This window comes from Flavobacterium selenitireducens (genome assembly GCF_014748335.1).
In the GTDB taxonomy this organism is placed as follows: domain Bacteria; phylum Bacteroidota; class Bacteroidia; order Flavobacteriales; family Flavobacteriaceae; genus Flavobacterium; species Flavobacterium selenitireducens.
Window position 1 is genome coordinate 62,276 of sequence record NZ_JAAVIY010000001.1, and the last position, 16,830, is coordinate 79,105.

General features: G+C 48.1%; 14 protein-coding genes. 10 read left to right on the forward strand and 4 right to left on the reverse strand.

What is annotated here, in order from left to right:
• The first annotated feature begins 189 nt into the window (after nucleotides 1-189).
• From hutH to HC229_RS00295, 6 genes are all read left to right on the forward strand, one after another.
• Nucleotides 190-1,695 carry a histidine ammonia-lyase gene (gene hutH, locus HC229_RS00270; protein ID WP_191018439.1) on the forward strand — a complete coding sequence of 502 codons (1,506 nt, stop codon included), beginning with the start codon at nucleotides 190-192 and terminating at the stop codon, nucleotides 1,693-1,695.
• Between the two features lie 477 nt (nucleotides 1,696-2,172).
• Complete coding sequence (locus HC229_RS00275) at nucleotides 2,173-3,048, forward strand: carbon-nitrogen hydrolase (protein ID WP_191018440.1); 876 nt, start codon at nucleotides 2,173-2,175, stop codon at nucleotides 3,046-3,048.
• Nucleotides 3,049-3,164: 116 nt separating this feature from the next.
• The gene (locus HC229_RS00280; protein ID WP_191018441.1) at nucleotides 3,165-4,226 is read left to right on the forward strand and encodes an agmatine deiminase family protein; all 1,062 of its coding nucleotides are present in this window, start codon (nucleotides 3,165-3,167) and stop codon (nucleotides 4,224-4,226) included.
• 381 nt (nucleotides 4,227-4,607) lie between these two features.
• Nucleotides 4,608-4,853, forward strand: a complete 246-nt coding sequence (locus tag HC229_RS00285; protein ID WP_191018442.1) for a hypothetical protein — start codon at nucleotides 4,608-4,610, stop codon at nucleotides 4,851-4,853.
• A gap of 109 nt (nucleotides 4,854-4,962) precedes the next feature.
• Nucleotides 4,963-5,199: a hypothetical protein gene (locus HC229_RS00290; RefSeq protein WP_191018443.1), complete on the forward strand. Its 237-nt coding sequence runs from the start codon at nucleotides 4,963-4,965 to the stop codon at nucleotides 5,197-5,199.
• Between the two features lie 92 nt (nucleotides 5,200-5,291).
• Complete coding sequence (locus tag HC229_RS00295) at nucleotides 5,292-6,278, forward strand: carboxylesterase family protein (RefSeq protein WP_223845478.1); 987 nt, start codon at nucleotides 5,292-5,294, stop codon at nucleotides 6,276-6,278.
• Here the strand turns inward: HC229_RS00295 and HC229_RS00300 are convergent.
• From HC229_RS00300 to HC229_RS00310, 3 genes are all read right to left on the reverse strand, one after another.
• A complete protein-coding gene (locus HC229_RS00300) occupies nucleotides 6,270-6,785 on the reverse strand; it encodes a DUF421 domain-containing protein (RefSeq protein ID WP_332871617.1) in 516 nt (171 codons plus the stop codon). The two genes, HC229_RS00295 and HC229_RS00300, sit on opposite strands and share 9 nt — an antisense overlap.
• Entirely contained in the window at nucleotides 6,782-8,164 is a 1,383-nt protein-coding gene (rimK, locus tag HC229_RS00305) for a 30S ribosomal protein S6--L-glutamate ligase (protein ID WP_191018444.1), read from the reverse strand. The genes HC229_RS00300 and rimK overlap by 4 nt, the downstream gene beginning before the upstream one ends.
• A 162-nt stretch (nucleotides 8,165-8,326) precedes the next feature.
• The gene (locus HC229_RS00310; RefSeq protein ID WP_191018445.1) at nucleotides 8,327-10,873 is read right to left on the reverse strand and encodes an ATP-dependent Clp protease ATP-binding subunit; all 2,547 of its coding nucleotides are present in this window, start codon (nucleotides 10,871-10,873) and stop codon (nucleotides 8,327-8,329) included.
• A gap of 259 nt (nucleotides 10,874-11,132) precedes the next feature.
• Here HC229_RS00310 and gyrA point away from each other — a divergent pair, with 259 nt between their 5' ends.
• The 4 genes from gyrA to HC229_RS00330 all read left to right on the forward strand — a co-directional run bounded on the left by gyrA (nucleotide 11,133) and on the right by HC229_RS00330 (nucleotide 16,000).
• Nucleotides 11,133-13,694 (forward strand): DNA gyrase subunit A, encoded by a 2,562-nt coding sequence (gyrA, locus tag HC229_RS00315; RefSeq protein ID WP_191018446.1) that lies wholly within the window; start codon nucleotides 11,133-11,135, stop codon nucleotides 13,692-13,694.
• A 15-nt stretch (nucleotides 13,695-13,709) separates the two neighbouring features.
• Complete coding sequence (locus HC229_RS00320; RefSeq protein ID WP_191018447.1) at nucleotides 13,710-15,005, forward strand: tetratricopeptide repeat protein; 1,296 nt, start codon at nucleotides 13,710-13,712, stop codon at nucleotides 15,003-15,005.
• Nucleotides 15,006-15,182: 177 nt separating this feature from the next.
• Complete coding sequence (locus HC229_RS00325; RefSeq protein WP_191018448.1) at nucleotides 15,183-15,509, forward strand: ArsR/SmtB family transcription factor; 327 nt, start codon at nucleotides 15,183-15,185, stop codon at nucleotides 15,507-15,509.
• Nucleotides 15,506-16,000 carry an SRPBCC family protein gene (locus HC229_RS00330; RefSeq protein ID WP_191018449.1) on the forward strand — a complete coding sequence of 165 codons (495 nt, stop codon included), beginning with the start codon at nucleotides 15,506-15,508 and terminating at the stop codon, nucleotides 15,998-16,000. Before HC229_RS00325 ends, HC229_RS00330 begins: the two co-directional genes overlap by 4 nt.
• 37 nt (nucleotides 16,001-16,037) lie before the next feature.
• On the opposite strand, the gene HC229_RS00335 is transcribed toward HC229_RS00330, so the two are convergent.
• Nucleotides 16,038-16,799, reverse strand: coding sequence for a C40 family peptidase (locus tag HC229_RS00335; RefSeq protein WP_191018450.1), 762 nt, complete (start codon nucleotides 16,797-16,799; stop codon nucleotides 16,038-16,040).
• Between the last annotated feature and the right edge of the window lie 31 nt (nucleotides 16,800-16,830).

A 16,830-nucleotide genomic window follows, 5' to 3' on the forward strand; every position in this document is an offset into this window, starting at 1 on the left:
GGACAGTTGTGGTGATTTTAGCCTGGCAAAGCCGTCCGACCAAAAGAAAAAGAGCCAACAGCAATATTTTTTCATATCGATGGTTGGTTTAAAATTACAACCGGAAATCGTTTTCGCAAAGTATATTTTTTCGATTTCATTTGCCTTATCGGATGCAAATGCGGAATTTTGGGAACCTAATTTTACAAGATGGAAACCCACCATTATATCAGCACTGATCTCGTGCGCCTCGACACCTTGTCGGACATTATTTCGTCCGATAAAAAACTGGCGCTTTCCGAAGAAGCCCGCGTCAACATCCGCAAATGCCGCGAATATCTCGATCGAAAAATGGATTCCCAAACCGACCCGATTTACGGCATCAACACCGGTTTTGGCTCACTTTACAATATCAAGATCGACAGCGAAAACTTATCGAAATTACAGGAAAACCTGGTAATGTCCCACGCATGCGGGGCTGGGGCCGAAGTGCCTCGCGAGATCGTTAAGCTGATGTTGTTGCTCAAGATACAATCCTTGAGTTATGGGAACTCAGGCGTCCAGGTGGAAACCGTAGAGCGCCTCGTGGATTTCTACAACGAAAATGTGCTGCCTATCGTTTTTGAACAAGGTTCGCTGGGCGCTTCCGGCGATCTCGCACCATTGGCGCATTTGTCCCTGCCGCTTATCGGACAGGGTGAAGTGTGGTTCGACGGGAAAAGACGGGAGGCGTCAGAAGTCTTGAAACACTTCGGCTGGGAGCCAATCCGACTCAAATCCAAAGAAGGGCTTGCGTTGCTCAACGGGACGCAGTTCATGCTTGCCTATGGCGCCCACGTATTGCTCAAAGCCGACAAATTGTCGTACCTCGCGGACCTAATCGGAACGATTTCCCTCGAAGCCTTCGACGGTCGCAGGGAGCCGTTCAACGAGCTCATCCACGCGGTGCGACCGCACAAAGGCCAAATCGTCACGGCGGCCCGCATCAGTGTTTTCCTCGAAGGAAGCGAAATCATCAAGCAGTCCAAAAAACACGTTCAGGATCCGTACTCGTTTCGCTGCATGCCTCAGGTTCACGGGGCGTCTAAAGATGCGATCGAATACGTCCACAAGGTATTCAAGACGGAGATTAATTCCGTTACGGACAATCCCAACATTTTCATCGAGGCCGACCAGATCATATCGGGAGGAAATTTTCACGGACAGCCGCTCGCTTTGGCGTTGGACTTTCTTGCGATTGCATTGGCGGAACTCGGAAATATCTCCGAACGACGCACATATCAGCTCATTTCAGGACTGAGAGGATTGCCTGCATTTTTGGTGGACAACCCGGGATTGAATTCCGGATTCATGATCCCGCAATACACCGCGGCCAGCATCGTAAGCCAGAACAAACAATTGGCCAACCCGGCCAGCACGGACAGTATCGTTTCATCGAACGGTCAGGAAGACCACGTTAGCATGGGATCGAATTCCGCTACGAAAGTCTTGCGTATCGTCGAGAACCTGGAGACGATTCTCGCCATCGAACTGATGAACGCGGCCCAGGCGCTGGATTTTCGTCGTCCGTTGCGCTCGAGCGAATTCGTGGAAACTTTCGTGAAGTCGTATCGCGAAGAGGTTCCCCATGTTAAGGAAGACCGCATTTTGCATTACGATATCGAGAAGTCGAAGCTTTTCTTGAGGAGTTTTGGGATTGCCGAGGAATTGTTGTAATGCCTACTGTCACGTACTTTTTTCGGATATCTTTTTGTCCACGGATTGCGTGATGCAATTACAACTTCTGACGATTCAGTTGCTGAATTTTCGGAAATTCGTTCGGGTGTTTGGAAAAGCGTAGATCAATTCAGGAAAATTGCGGAGCGGATGCTTTACATGTTTTGACGGATGGTTGCTGAGTGATAATTTCGTGTCCAGGCGGATTTTGGCAAATTTAGGTTTAACAATTCCGGCAGATTTTCTGTAAAAGGGATGTTTTTATTAGGCGTATTTTTACGATGGGAGGGTCGGAACGACCGTTCACAAAAAAACAGTCAGCTGATAGTGAATACCGGACCACGATCGCGAATGCAACACTCCAAAAGTTTAAGCGTGGCAAACAACTAAAAATTAGCATTCTCCTAACAAACTAGGCGATCGGGCGCTTCAAACTCTTTTACTTTTTACGTAAATTTGCGCCCTAAAACGTCAACTATGTCTAAAGTCCAGATTGGTTTGGTTCAGATGTCGTGTGAATCCGATAAGCAAGCCAACCTCAATAAGGCCATTCGCGAGATTCGCGTCGCCGCCAAGAAAGGTGCTCAAATCGTGTGTCTCCAGGAATTGTTCACCTCGCTATATTTTTGCGATGTAGAGGACTACGACAATTTCAAATTAGCCGAGGCCATTCCCGGCCCGAGTACGTCCGCTTTGCAGGAAATCGCCAAGGAGTTGGGCGTGGTGATCATCGCTTCTTTGTTTGAGAAAAGGGCGGAAGGTCTGTACCACAACACAACCGCGGTGATCGATGCAGATGGATCTTATCTCGGAAAGTACCGCAAAATGCACATTCCGGACGACCCTGCTTACTATGAAAAATTCTACTTCACTCCGGGAGATCTTGGCTACAAGGTATTCAAAACCAAATTCGCGACGATCGGAATCCTGATTTGTTGGGATCAATGGTATCCGGAAGCCAGCCGCATCACGGCACTTATGGGAGCCGAAATCATGTTTTATCCGACAGCTATCGGATGGGCGACAGACCAGGACGAGGAAACCAATAAAGACCAATACAACGCCTGGCAGACGATACAGCGTTCACACGCAGTGGCCAACGGTGTTCCTGTCGTGAGCGTGAATCGCGTCGGATTTGAGCAGGATGGGGCGATGAAATTCTGGGGCGGAAGTTTCGCCACGAACGCCCAGGGTAAGTTGCTGTATCTCGGATCTCATGACGATGAGGAAACGGTCGTGGTCGAAATCGACAAGAACGAATCGGATTTCTTCAGGATGCACTGGCCGTTTTTGCGCGATCGCAGGATCGACAGTTACCAACCGATCACGAAGAGATTTATTGACGAAGATTAAATAATTAGCGAGTTAGGAAATTAGCGAATTAGCGAATGATGTGCCTTGAGATTGTAATCTTGGCAAAATCGTGGCACAATTCGCTAATTTGCTAATTCGCCCATTCGCTAATTGACATGACTCCAAAACAACTAGGCTTCCATTTCCCTGCAGAATTCGAAAAACAAACCGCCTTATGGCTTTCCTGGCCGCATAAAGAGGCGTCGTGGCCGGGAAAAATCCATATGATTTACGATTCGTATTGCGAATTCATACTGAGAGTGGCTTCCCACCAAAAAGTTTGCGTCAACGTGGCGGGAGAGGAGATGAAGGCGTTTGCTTTGTTGAGTCTTTACAATTCGTTGTACGCAAAAACGGCTGTCAATCTTGAAAGCCTGCTCGACAACGTGAAATTTTATTTTCATCCGACGAACGATGCATGGTGCCGCGATCACGGGCCTGCGTTTCTGGTGAATCGGGAGACGCGCGAGAAAGCCATTGTCGATTGGGGCTATAATGCCTGGGGCGGAAAGTATCCGCCGTTCGACCTCGATGACGTTATTCCGACGGAAATCGGGAAAGCCCTTGGGTTGCCGGTTTTCAATCCCGATATCGTCATGGAAGGCGGAAGCGTCGAGTTCAATGGGAAAGGAACATTGCTTACCACGACGGCTTGTCTGCTCAACAAGAACCGCAATCCGCATCTGACTCAAAAACAGATTGAGCAGTATCTCGTAGATTATTATGGTGTGGACAATATTTTGTGGATAGGCGACGGGATCATCGGTGACGATACAGACGGGCATATCGATGATATCACGCGTTTTGTAAGCGAGGATACGGTGGTAACGGTGATCGAGGAAAACAAATCGGATGAGAATTACGACATCCTTCAGGAGAACCTTAAAACGCTTAAGACGCTGAGGCTGGAAACCGGAAAGCAACTCAACATCGTGGAACTTCCAATGCCGAAGCCCGTAATTTACGACGACCAAATCCTGCCGGCGTCGTATGCAAATTTTTACATTTCAAACGAAAATGTGATCGTGCCGACTTTTCGCGACGCCAACGACGACAAGGCCTTATCGATTTTACAGGATTGTTTTAAGACCCGAAAAGTGATCGGCATCGATTCGACCGACATCATCTGGGGATTGGGAAGTTTTCACTGTCTAAGCCAGCAGGAACCGGCGGTCTGATTAGTCAATTAGTCAATTAGTCCATTAGATGATTAGTCGATTAGTCAATTAGATAATTAGTCGATTAGATAATTAGTCGATTAGATAATTAGTCGATTAGTCGATTAGTCAATTAGATGATTAGTCAATTAGATGATTAGTCGATTAGATAATTAGTCGATTAGTCGATTAGATAATTAGTCGATTAGTCGATTAGTCAATTAGATGATTAGTCGATTAATCAATTAGTCAATTAGTCAATTATCTAATTATCTCATTATCTAATTATCTAATTATCTCATCATCTAATTACCCACCCATTCTGCCAACTTTGTGCTAAACGTCTTTTCGTTTCTTGTTGGTTTGTGTAACTTGTTGTAACAACTTAAAAACACAACTATCATGGAAACCAACCACAATGATGCACGACATCGGGAAGATGAACGCAATCGCAAGCCAAATACCAACGAAAATGAAGAGCCGTATGTAGGTGCGGACAAAGACGTATCGGGTAACGACATCCGCGATGAAGGACGTGAAGAACGGCGTTTTCACCAAGATCACGGAAACAGGAAATACGAGTCGCATTCGAACCATTCCTCGGCCGACGATCAGCCCACAACCAATACCGGTCCCGGAAATATATAATGATGACAAGAGCCTTAGGGCTCTTTTTTTTGTAGCGTTAAAAATCAGTAAATGATTGGTGGTCAGGATATTTAAAAGTAACTTTATCTGATAATTTAACTTGGTATCCATGGAAACTGATCGAACCGGTTTTACTCCCGAAGACGAAATTTCGGGACAAAACCAAAGCCCGTCCGGATCATTCCTGCAATTCGATCGATTGCGGCACGATGATTCTTTTGGAGAAACGGCGAATGAGGCTGCCGACAAGAAGCGCCACCATTCGCATCATGGAATTGGAAGGTACAGGTCGTTCTCGAATTATTCCTCGGCAAGCGACCAACCACACACGAACACGGGATGGTAACGAATGAACTTCAACCTGCTTCACGGCAGGTTTTTTTATTGCAGATGAGACCATCGCATACGACTTGTGCGTTTTAGCGTTAAATTGTCGGCATGAAAAGAATCGCATCGCTATCGTTATTGCTTTTGGTTTCAGTCGTAATGGCGCAACAGACCGCCCAAAAATTTGTATTGGAAACCAAGTACTTATTGTATTTGCCGGATGGATACGAATCGGACACGACCAGGAATTGGCCACTTATGATTTTTCTTCACGGGTCCGGCGAAAGCGGGGAGGATGTCGACAAGGTCAAAGTGAACGGCCCGCCTAAGCTGATCGAACAGGGAAAAAAATTCCCGATGATCGTTATTTCTCCACAAGCCCCGAAAGCGGAAGGCTTTAAACCCGAAATCCTGAAAAAGATGCTCGACGACCTGAAATCGAAATACCGCGTTGATGCCGACCGCGTTTATTTGACAGGCTTGAGCATGGGCGGGTTCGGGACGTTTGAGTTTGCCGGTCGGTTTCCGGATGAATTTGCAGCGATCGCACCCGTTTGCGGTGGAGGCGACCCAACTAAAGCGTACCGACTGCGCCACATTCCAACCTGGATTTTTCACGGGGCGAAGGACGATGTGGTGTTGCCCATCGAATCGCAGCGCATGGCGGATTCCTTGTCCAGATTTTCCAAAAATGTCAGGCTTACGATGTATCCCGAGGCCAACCACAATAGTTGGGACGTCACGTACGCCAACGACAGTTTGTATTCGTGGATGTTGCAACAGAAAAAATTTCGGTACGCAGGCACAATCGCAGATGCGGGACGGCTCAAGAAACTTCAGGGCACCTTCCGAAACACCCAGGGAAACTCGCTTGTAGTTTTCTTTGCGGACGATGCACTTTGGATCAGGGGAGAATCCGATGAAGAGAAAACAGAGCTAAAACCTTTTTCGTCAGACGGCTTTTTCATCGTCGAAGACCGGTTCATCGAGTTGTACTTCCATCTCGATAAAAAAGGGAAGGCACTGTCGTTCAGCCTCGACGATGCCGAAGGCCGCACAAAATTCACGAAAGTAAAAAATCGGAAAAAGTCAGACTGAAACGACATTTTTGCGATTGCGCCGCCGTTTGTAATGCGTCTGCCTCATTTGATGATTTTCGCCCGAGATGATGCTGATGTTGCCGTCCGATTCGAATATGGCCAGCTTGACATCCGAATAATGTTCCACTCCGTGTTCGCGCATGGCTTCTTTCAATTCGTCATGGCTGATGTCCAATTTTGAAAGAGTCCTGAAATCGGGCACGCCGTCGTGAATCAGGATTTCTGGCTTGTCCCGCAGCAACTTCCGGAAAAACGAAAAGTTACCGGCTGCTTTTTTAAAAATGTAGTTCAATACAAAAAGTGCGACGGCAGCCACGAGCCCGCCGGCCAGGGAAGTATTGCGACCCACCATGGCGTTCTGTACGGCGTTGCTGATCAACAAAATAAGGATGACGTCGAACGTACTCAATTGCGAAAGTTCCTTCCTGCCAAAAACCCGAAGCGCGGCCACCATAAAAATATAGACGGTCGCGCTTCTGAGTATGATGTCAAGATAAGGGTTCACGCTTGGGCTTTTTGGAGTTTGAAGTGTTTTTCAATTGCCTTTATCATTTCGCCTGCCACATCTTTGTTGGTGGCGCCTTCGATTCCTTCAAGTCCCGGAGATGAGTTCACCTCGAGCAATAGCGGGCCTTTCGACGATCGGATGATGTCCACACCGGCCACTTTGAGATCCATTGCCTTGGCCGCCTTGATCGCTATCCTTTTTTCTTCCTGGGTCGGTTTGATAAGCGAGGCCGTTCCGCCTAAGTGAATGTTCGCGCGGAACTCTCCCGGCAAAGCCTCACGTTGTATCGCCGCCACTACCTTTCCGTCGATGACGAAACAACGAATGTCTTTTCCGTCCGCTTCCTTGATGAATTCCTGTACGAGGATGTTGGCATTTAAGCTTTTGAAAGCATTGATGACAGATTCGGCTGCTTTTTTGGTCTCTGCCAAAACGACACCCTTGCCTTGTGTACCTTCGAGCAACTTGACGATCAGCGGCGTCCCACCGACCATTTTGATAAGATCGTCCGTGTCGAGAGGGGAATTCGCAAATCCTGTAGTCGGGATGTCTACGCCGTGATTGAGCAGCAACTGGAGCGAATACAACTTGTCTCGCGATTGGGCGATGGCCTTGGAGGAATTCAGGCTGAAAATCTTAAGCGCCTCGAATTGACGCGTGAGCGCGCAACCATAGAAGGTAATGCTTGGCCGTATTCTTGGGATGACGGCGTCGAAATCGGAAAGTTTCCTGCCGCCACGATAATGGATTTCGGGATTTTGCCCATCCAATTTCATATAACATTCCTTGATGTTCAAAAAGTGCATTTCGTGACCGCGGCTTTCTCCGGCCTCCATGATGCGCTTGTTGCTGTACAGTTCAGGGTTGCTTGCCAACAGGCCGATACGAAGCCCGCTTTTGGCTTGGACCGCATTTTTGTAGACGACTTTCAGATCATCGTTCGAAGGTTGACCCAACAAATACGACTGGCTCGGATCGACCAACATGCGGCCAATCATCGCTTCCCGTCCCAAAAGCATCCGGAATCCCATAGAATCGCGATTGGTCAGCGTGACCTCGATCGGCCAGTTTTGCCCTGCTATCTCAACTTCGGTGGCGATCACGTAGCGTTGTTCGCGATAGCCGCTCGAACTCTTCACGACGCGTTTCCCGACCAATGGCGCTTCGCAATGCAGCACGGTCTTTACGTTTTTCTGGATCGGATTGACATCGAACCGCACCCAATTTTCTTCGTCTTTTCGAAATGGGGCGATGTTGATGGCGTGAAGTGCGGATGTTTTGGCACCCGAATCGACACGGGCTTTGATCTTTGGAATTCCTAGCGTCGGGAAGGAGCACCATTCTTCGCTTCCGATGACAACTTTATCAATTAGCATGGCAATGTGTTTACACCAAAATTAAAATTTAAAAACAGTATGCAAAATTCAAATCTCCGTTTTAATGAAAACTTATCATTTGTTTCCGATCCGGGGCAGACTTTTAGCAATAAAAAAGCCATCCCGTTATGAGATGGCTTTTTATTTATCACGGAATTGGCGTTAGTTCGTAGGTTCTTGTGCTTTTTGCACCGTCACCGTGAGTTCGTCGGCGGCCGTGTCTTCGATATCCATGAAGATTTCGTCTCCTATGCCAATTTTGGACGAGATGATTTCCTCGGCCAATGCGTCTTCCACATATTTTTGGATCGCGCGCTTTAGCGGACGGGCACCGAACTGTTTGTCGAAACCTTTTTCGGCAATAAACGCCTTTGCCGTGTCTGACAATCTCAATGTATAACCAAGATCCGCGATCCTCGCATACAACTTTTTGAGTTCGATCTCGATGATCAGGTCGATGTGCTCTTTTTCGAGCGGATTGAACACGATCACGTCGTCGATACGATTGAGAAACTCCGGAGCGAACGCTTTTTTGAGCGCGTTTTCGATAACCGATTTGGCGTGCTCGTCGGCCTGGTTCATTTTTGCAGATGTACCGAATCCGACGCCTTGCCCGAAATCTTTGAGCTGACGCGCCCCGATGTTCGAGGTCATGATGATGATCGTGTTCTTGAAATCGATTTTGCGTCCCAGTGAATCCGTAAGGAAACCATCGTCCAGTACCTGCAGCATCATGTTGAATACATCAGGGTGGGCTTTCTCGATTTCGTCCAGAAGCACTACGCAATACGGTTTGCGCCGTACTTTTTCGGTCAATTGCCCGCCTTCTTCATATCCGACATATCCCGGAGGCGCCCCAACCAATCGCGAAATCGCAAATTTCTCCATGTATTCGCTCATGTCGATGCGTACCAAAGCGTCTTCCGAATCGAACAATTCCCGCGCAAGGACTTTCGCCAATTGCGTTTTTCCGACACCGGTCTGCCCGAGGAAAATGAACGATCCGATTGGACGGTTCGGATCCTTCAAACCTGCGCGGTTGCGTTGTATCGATTTGGCGATCTTCGCAACAGCCTCGTTCTGTCCGATAACTTTGTCCTTGATAAGATCCGGCAGTTTCGCCAGTTTGTTGCTTTCGGTCTGCGCGATCCTGTTAACCGGGATTCCCGTCATCATCGAAACGACGTCGGCGACATTATCTTCGGTAACGACGATCCTGTTGCTCTTGGAATCTTCTTCCCATTGTTCCTGGGCGATCGCAAGGTCTTTTTCGAGACGTTTTTCATCGTCCCTGAGCTTGGCGGCCTCTTCGTATTTTTGCTTTTTGACCACCGAATTTTTCAATTCGCGCACTTCCTCCAATTGGCGTTCGAGTTCCAGGATCTGTTTTGGAACGTCGATGTTGGTGATGTGTACGCGGGAACCGGCTTCGTCCAGGGCATCGATAGCCTTGTCGGGAAGGAAGCGCTCGCTCATATAGCGGTTCGTGAGTTTGACGCAGGCGTCGATCGCCTCAGGCGTGTAGGTCACGTTGTGGTGGTCTTCGTATTTGTTTTTGATGTTGTTCAGGATCGTGATGGTTTCCTCAACGGAAGTAGGCTCCACGATCACTTTTTGGAAACGTCTTTCGAGCGCCCCGTCCTTTTCGATGTACTGACGGTATTCGTCCAACGTCGTCGCGCCGATGCATTGGATCTCGCCACGCGCCAAAGCCGGTTTGAACATGTTCGATGCGTCAAGCGAACCTGTCGCACCGCCTGCACCGACGATGGTGTGGATTTCGTCAATGAACAAAATAATGTCGTCGTTCTTTTCGAGCTCGTTCATCACGGCCTTCATGCGTTCCTCGAATTGCCCGCGATATTTTGTACCGGCGACAAGGCTTGCGAGGTCAAGTGTCACGACCCTTTTGTTGAAAAGGATGCGCGAAACTTTCTTTTGGATGATACGCAAAGCGAGACCTTCAGCAATAGCCGATTTTCCAACTCCTGGTTCTCCGATAAGCAATGGATTGTTTTTCTTGCGTCGGCTCAAAATCTGGGAAACGCGTTCGATTTCCTTTTCGCGTCCTACGACGGGATCGAGTTTGCCTTCTTCGGCCATTTCGGTCAGGTCGCGCCCGAAATTGTCGAGCACGGGCGTTTTCGACTTTTTGTTCGATTTGCCCTGAGGGTTGTTGAAATTGCCTTCTTTAAGGCTGTCATCTTGTCCCGGATCGTCATTGTAAGACTCGTTCCTAGGCAAGTTTTCCATGAATTCTTCTTCGTTTGGCGTCATATTCAAATACTGTTCTTTGGCTGAATCGTAGTCAATCTTGAGTTTGTTCAGCAGTTTGGTTGTAGGGTCGTTTTCGTTCCTGAGGATGCAAAGGAGCAGGTGGGCCGTGCTGATAGACGTGCTCTGGAATACCTTGGCTTCGAGGAATGTGGTTTTGAGCGCGCGTTCCGCCTGACGGGTAAGGTGCAGGTTTTTCTTTTCGTTGCTCATGTCGACGTTTGGGTTTGCCGGGCTTAGAATTTCGACTTTTCGGCGCAAATGCTCGAGGTCGATCGAGAGGTTGTTCAATATCGTGATCGCCTTTCCGTTTCCGTCCCTTAGAATACCAAGCATCAGGTGTTCGGTTCCTATGAAGTCGTGGCCCAAACGCAGGGCCTCCTCCTTGCTGTAGGTAATGACATCCTTTACTCTTGGTGAAAAATTATCATCCATAATGTTTGTGATTGGGTACGTGAAAAAATTAATTTACGGCCGTGGATTACAAAAACCGTTCCCACCCAAAATCCACTATCGCTAATTGACGAAAATTATGGGAATATACGAGTTAAACAACTACTAATTTATCAACGCCCGATGTCGCCTAATTGTTAATAAAATAAGGGCAAATTAGCATTTATGGAAGTCTAAAACTGCCGTGGAAACGTTATATTAGCGGGATTTTTATACTAAGGTAAATTTTAACAAACGCAATATGTCAGACGGATCAAAGTTAATTCCGATCAACATTGAAGATGAAATGAAAACGGCCTACATCGATTATTCGATGTCGGTCATTGTGTCACGCGCGCTGCCAGATGTGCGTGACGGGTTGAAACCGGTACACCGACGCGTCTTATTCGGAATGTACGAACTGGGCGTGTTATCGAATCGCCCTCATAAAAAATCAGCAAGGATCGTAGGGGAAGTCTTGGGAAAGTATCACCCACACGGCGACTCCTCGGTTTATGATACCATGGTGCGTATGGCCCAGGAATGGAGTTTGCGCTATCTCTTGGTCGACGGCCAGGGTAACTTCGGGTCCATCGATGGTGACAGCCCGGCGGCAATGCGTTATACCGAGGCACGTATGAAGAAGATCTCGGAAGAAATCCTGTCCGATATCGACAAGGAAACGGTAGACTTCCAGCTCAACTTCGACGACACGCTCGAGGAGCCGAAAGTCATGCCGACACGCGTTCCGAACCTTCTGATCAACGGTGCCGCGGGAATTGCGGTAGGTATGGCCACCAATATGGCGCCACACAACCTTACCGAGGTAATTAACGGCACGCTCGCTTATATCGACAATCCTGAAATTGAGATCGATGAATTGATGAACCACATCAAGGCGCCCGATTTCCCGACAGGCGGTGTGATCTACGGATACGAAGGCGTTCGCGAGGCATTCAAGACCGGTCGCGGCCGTATCGTAATGCGCGCAAAGGCGAATTTCGAGGAGGTAGACGGTCGCGAGGCCATCATCGTTTCAGAAATACCCTATCAGGTCAACAAGGCCGAAATGATCAAGAAAACCGCGGACCTTGTCAACGACCGCAAGATCGAAGGCATCGCCAATATACGCGACGAATCGGATAGAAACGGAATGCGTATCGTGTACATTCTCAAACGCGAAGCCGTCCCGAACGTAGTTTTGAATACACTTTACAAATACACCCAGTTGCAGTCGTCTTTCAGCGTGAACAACATCGCGCTCGTCAATGGGCGCCCTCAGTTGCTGAACCTCAAGGATCTCATCCATTATTTCGTCGAGCACCGACACGATGTGGTCGTGCGTCGTACGCAATTCGAATTGAGAAAGGCCGAAGAACGCGCCCACATCCTCGAAGGTTTGATCATCGCATCGGACAACATCGACGAAGTCATCAGGTTGATCCGCGCCTCCAAAGACGGGGACGAAGCAAGAGGAAAATTGATCGAACGCTTCAAATTGTCCGAAATCCAGGCGCGCGCCATCGTAGAAATGCGACTTCGCCAGCTCACGGGACTCGAACAGGACAAGTTGCGTGCGGAATACGAAGAGATCATGAAACTCATCCAGCGCTTGAAGGATTTGCTCGCAAGCAAAGAACTCAGGATGGAACTTATTAAGGAAGAACTCAACGAGATTCTGACCAAGTACGGTGACGAAAGACGTTCGGTCATCGAATATGCCGGAGGCGATGTCAGCATCGAGGATTTGATCGCCGACGAAAGTGTCGTCATCACGATTTCCCACGCGGGTTACATCAAACGCACGCCGTTATCCGAATACAAGACCCAGAATCGCGGTGGCGTTGGCCAAAAAGGCGTGGCGACGCGCGACGCGGACTTCCTCGAACATTTATATGTGGCGACCAACCACAACTACATGATGTTCTTCACCCAAAAAGGGAAGTGTTATTGGATGCGCGTCTACGAAATCCCGGAAGGGAACAAGACGAGCAAAGGCCGCGCGATACAGAACCTTATCAATATAGAGAATGACGACAAGGTAAAAGCTTTTATCTGCACGCAGGATCTCAAGAATACGGAATATGTGAACAACCATTACGTAATCATGGTGACCAAGCAGGGACAAGTCAAAAAAACCTCGCTCGAACAATATTCACGACCTCGAACCAACGGTGTAGCCGCCATTACAATCAGGGAAGACGACGAGCTGCTCGAAGCCAAGCTTACCACCGGAAACAGCCAGGTGCTCGTTGCCGTCAAGTCCGGTAAGCTTGTGCGCTTTGAAGAAGGAAAGACGCGTCCGATGGGAAGGACGGCATCCGGAGTTCGCGGCATCACGTTGGCCGACGACAATGATGAAGTCATCGGCATGGTAACGGTAAACGACATGAATTCCGAAATTCTCGTCGTATCCGAAAACGGTTACGGAAAACGTTCGTCGCTTGAAGATTACCGCATCACCAACCGAGGCGGGAAAGGTGTCAAGACGCTCAACATTACCGACAAGACTGGAAAGCTCGTTTCGATAAACAGCGTGACCGATGCCGACGATCTGATGATCATCAACAAATCCGGATTGACGATCAGGATGGCCGTCGAAGATTTGCGCGTGATGGGACGTGCCACCCAAGGCGTGCGACTCATCAACATAAAAGGAAACGATTCTATCGCCGCCGTGACCAAGGTCATGAAAGAGGAGGAAGCGCTAGAGGTGGACGCCGAGATGCTCGAAGCGAACGGGCCGATTTCGGTAGAAGACCTTCCGGGACACGATGTATCGGATGATGCCGGGCAGGATGAAGAAGACGAAACCCAGGAATAATAAACGCAACAACTTATGAACATACGCAAACTAGCATTGGCCACGATCATCATGGCATCGCTTTCGGCCAATGCACAAAAGGACGAGCTCAAAACGCTCAAAAAGCTTTATTCTATCGAGGAATTCAAAGCCAAGGACATTGCCGATTACAAGGCTGCCCTCAGCAAGGCCGAGCCATTGGTCGCTGAACCTGCCGACAAGATTTACTTCAATTTCTACAAAGGCATGTTGCCGCTTCTTGAACTCAATGTGAAGGAGAATGCGATGAATCCGCAGTTCATCATGACGGCTTTGTCTCCTGAAAAGGTGGACCTGTTATCGAAGTCGCTTAACGCTACTTTGGAACACGAAAAGACCAATAAAAAAGTGTATACGGACGACATTAAGGAAACCATTGAATCGTTCCGGCCGAATTTATTGCAATATGCGGTCGCTTTGGGGAGTTCGGGTAAGAACAAAGAAGCAGGCAAAATCCTTTATTCCATCTATGAATTGGATAAGAACGATAAGGACGTTTTGTACTATGCCGCGAGTTATGCCGTGAACGGCCAGGACTATGACAGCGCCATGAGCTATTACAAGGAACTCAATGCCGCCAAATATACAGGCGAACGCACGATTTATTCCGCCAAGAGCAAGCTCAACGATCAATATGAGGGCTTCAACAACAAAGCAGATCGCGACAATGCCGTTAAACTCGGTACGCACGTGCTTCCAAAGGAAGAAAAAGAGCCGTCAAAACAAGGTGAGATCTATTCCAACATGGTGCGGATCCTGATCCAGCAAAAGAAAAACGACGAAGCTAAAAAAGTCGTGACCGAAGGTTTGGCCGCCATTCCCAACGATCCTACATTAAAGTCACTTGAGTCTGAACTGGTTTTGAATTCCGCGAATTTCGAGGAATACAAAAAAGTCGCCAATATGAGCGATGCCAATGCGGTCTATAACCTTGGCGTGCTCGCATTCCAGGAGAAGAAAATGGCCGAAGCGGAAAAGTATTTTGAAAGCACGATCCAACTCGATCCGAAATACACCAATGCCTACGTCAACCTGTCCGCCGTGAAGCTCGGTGCCGACAAAGCCCTGACCGAGCAAATGAACAAATTGGGAACGTCTGCGGCCGACAATAAAAAATACGACCAACTCAAAGGCCAACGCGTCGCGCTGTTCAAATCGGTATTGCCACTTTTGGAAAAAGCTCACGAACTGGCGCCCGAAGATCCAAACGTAACGAGCAATTTGCTGAGCGTCTACAATTATCTTGAAATGAAAGATAAATACCAGGCATTGAAAGCCAAGCAAACGAAATAAGCTGCTATAAAAAGTGAAGGCCCGGAAGTAATTCCGGGTTTTTTTGTTTATGGTATTTCCATTCAAGCGTCAACCATATTGGATTTACATTATAACGTCATCAAAAAACCGCGGCAAAAATTGCGCAACCGAATAATTGCATATATATTTGCAACCAGATAGTTTCAAATTAATTTAATGGAAACCAGACGTGATATTTTTCAGGCAATCGCCGATCCCACGAGAAGGGCCATAATCGGCCTTATCGCCATACAGGCAATGACGCCTAATGCGATCGCGGAACATTTCGCCAACAGTCGGCAGGCGATTTCAAAACATTTGCGGATTCTCACGGAATGCGAACTGGTAAAGCAGGAACAAAAGGGAAGGGAAATTTATTATTCCCTTGAAATCGAAAAAATGAAGGAAATCGACAAATGGCTCGAACAGTATCGGAAGATATGGGAAATCCGGTTCAGCCAACTCGACGACGTATTATCAACCATCAAAACAAATAAAAAATGAACAACGACTTACAATTCGATTTTACTGTCGACAAATCAACGAAAACGGTATTTATCACGAGGGAATTTGCAGCCGAACTGCCACTGGTCTGGGACGCTTTTACCAAACCGGAACTTCTCGACCGATGGGTCGCGCCCAAACCGTTCGTCTCCAGGACGAAATACATGGATTTTAAAGTAGGTGGGAGGCGCTTTTATGCCATGGTAAGCCCTGAAGGACAAGAGCGATGGTCGGTACAGGAATACACGTCCATTACACCCAAAACGAATTTTAAAATGTACAGCGCCTTTGCAGACCAGGACGAAAACCGCGAGTTGCCGGGTTCCGAATGGAACTACGATTTCAGTCAGCAAAACGGCGTGACCAAAGTCGCCATTTCCATTTACAACGAGTCGCTCGCCCGGCTGGAAAAAATGATTGAAATGGGATTCAAAGAAGGTTTCGCCATGTCGGTGGACAACCTCGAGAAATTGCTGTCAGACTCAAAGTAAACTTCGAACTTTAAACCTTAAACTTTAAACGTTAAATTTAAACATACTTTTTAATCACCCTCAACTTATGCGTATGCCGATTCGTCTCGGCATTGTAAATCCCGAGATGGTCCAATCGGTCGATGCGCACTTTGCCGCTCGCGTGGATGATGTAATTGTTTTCCATGATCAACCCGACGTGGATGATATTGCCTTCCTCATTGTCAAAGAACGCCAGGTCGCCCGGTTCGCTCTCTTCTATGAAACTCAAAGGTTCGCCTTCCGTTGCTTGCTGGGAAGCGTCTCTCGGCAATTTATAGCCGTTGAGTTTGTAGACCATTTGTGTCAGTCCGGAACAATCGATTCCAAAAGGCGTCTTGCCGCCCCACAAATACGGAGCGTTCAGGTACATAAAAGCAGTAGGGATAAGATTCGCTTTCGGACGCTCGCCACTCACGCGCAATCCCTCGAACTCAAATTGCCTGGTGTTGATCTCCTCGCAATTCAGGAAGGCCAGCGAAGCACCGAGCGGAATCGGCATCAGCAGATTGTTGGCGCCCGTCACGTATTCAATGAGATCGGAATTCAGCACCAGGGCTCGCTCGTTGAGCAAGTCGAAATCCGGCTGGGAAAGCGGTTGGTATTGTTTGGTATCGATCCAGCCTTCGTAACTGTCAAACCGCAAACGAATGCGCGTCCAGTTATGCTGGGTCTCGAGCACCTCGAAATGTTCCCCGAAGAGCACTTGCGAGACGATTTCGCTGCGATCGCTGCTTTCGGCGCGCAACGGAATAATGGCGAGATTACAAATTCCGAACATCAGATGGTGTTTAGTTGGAGCATGATCCGGC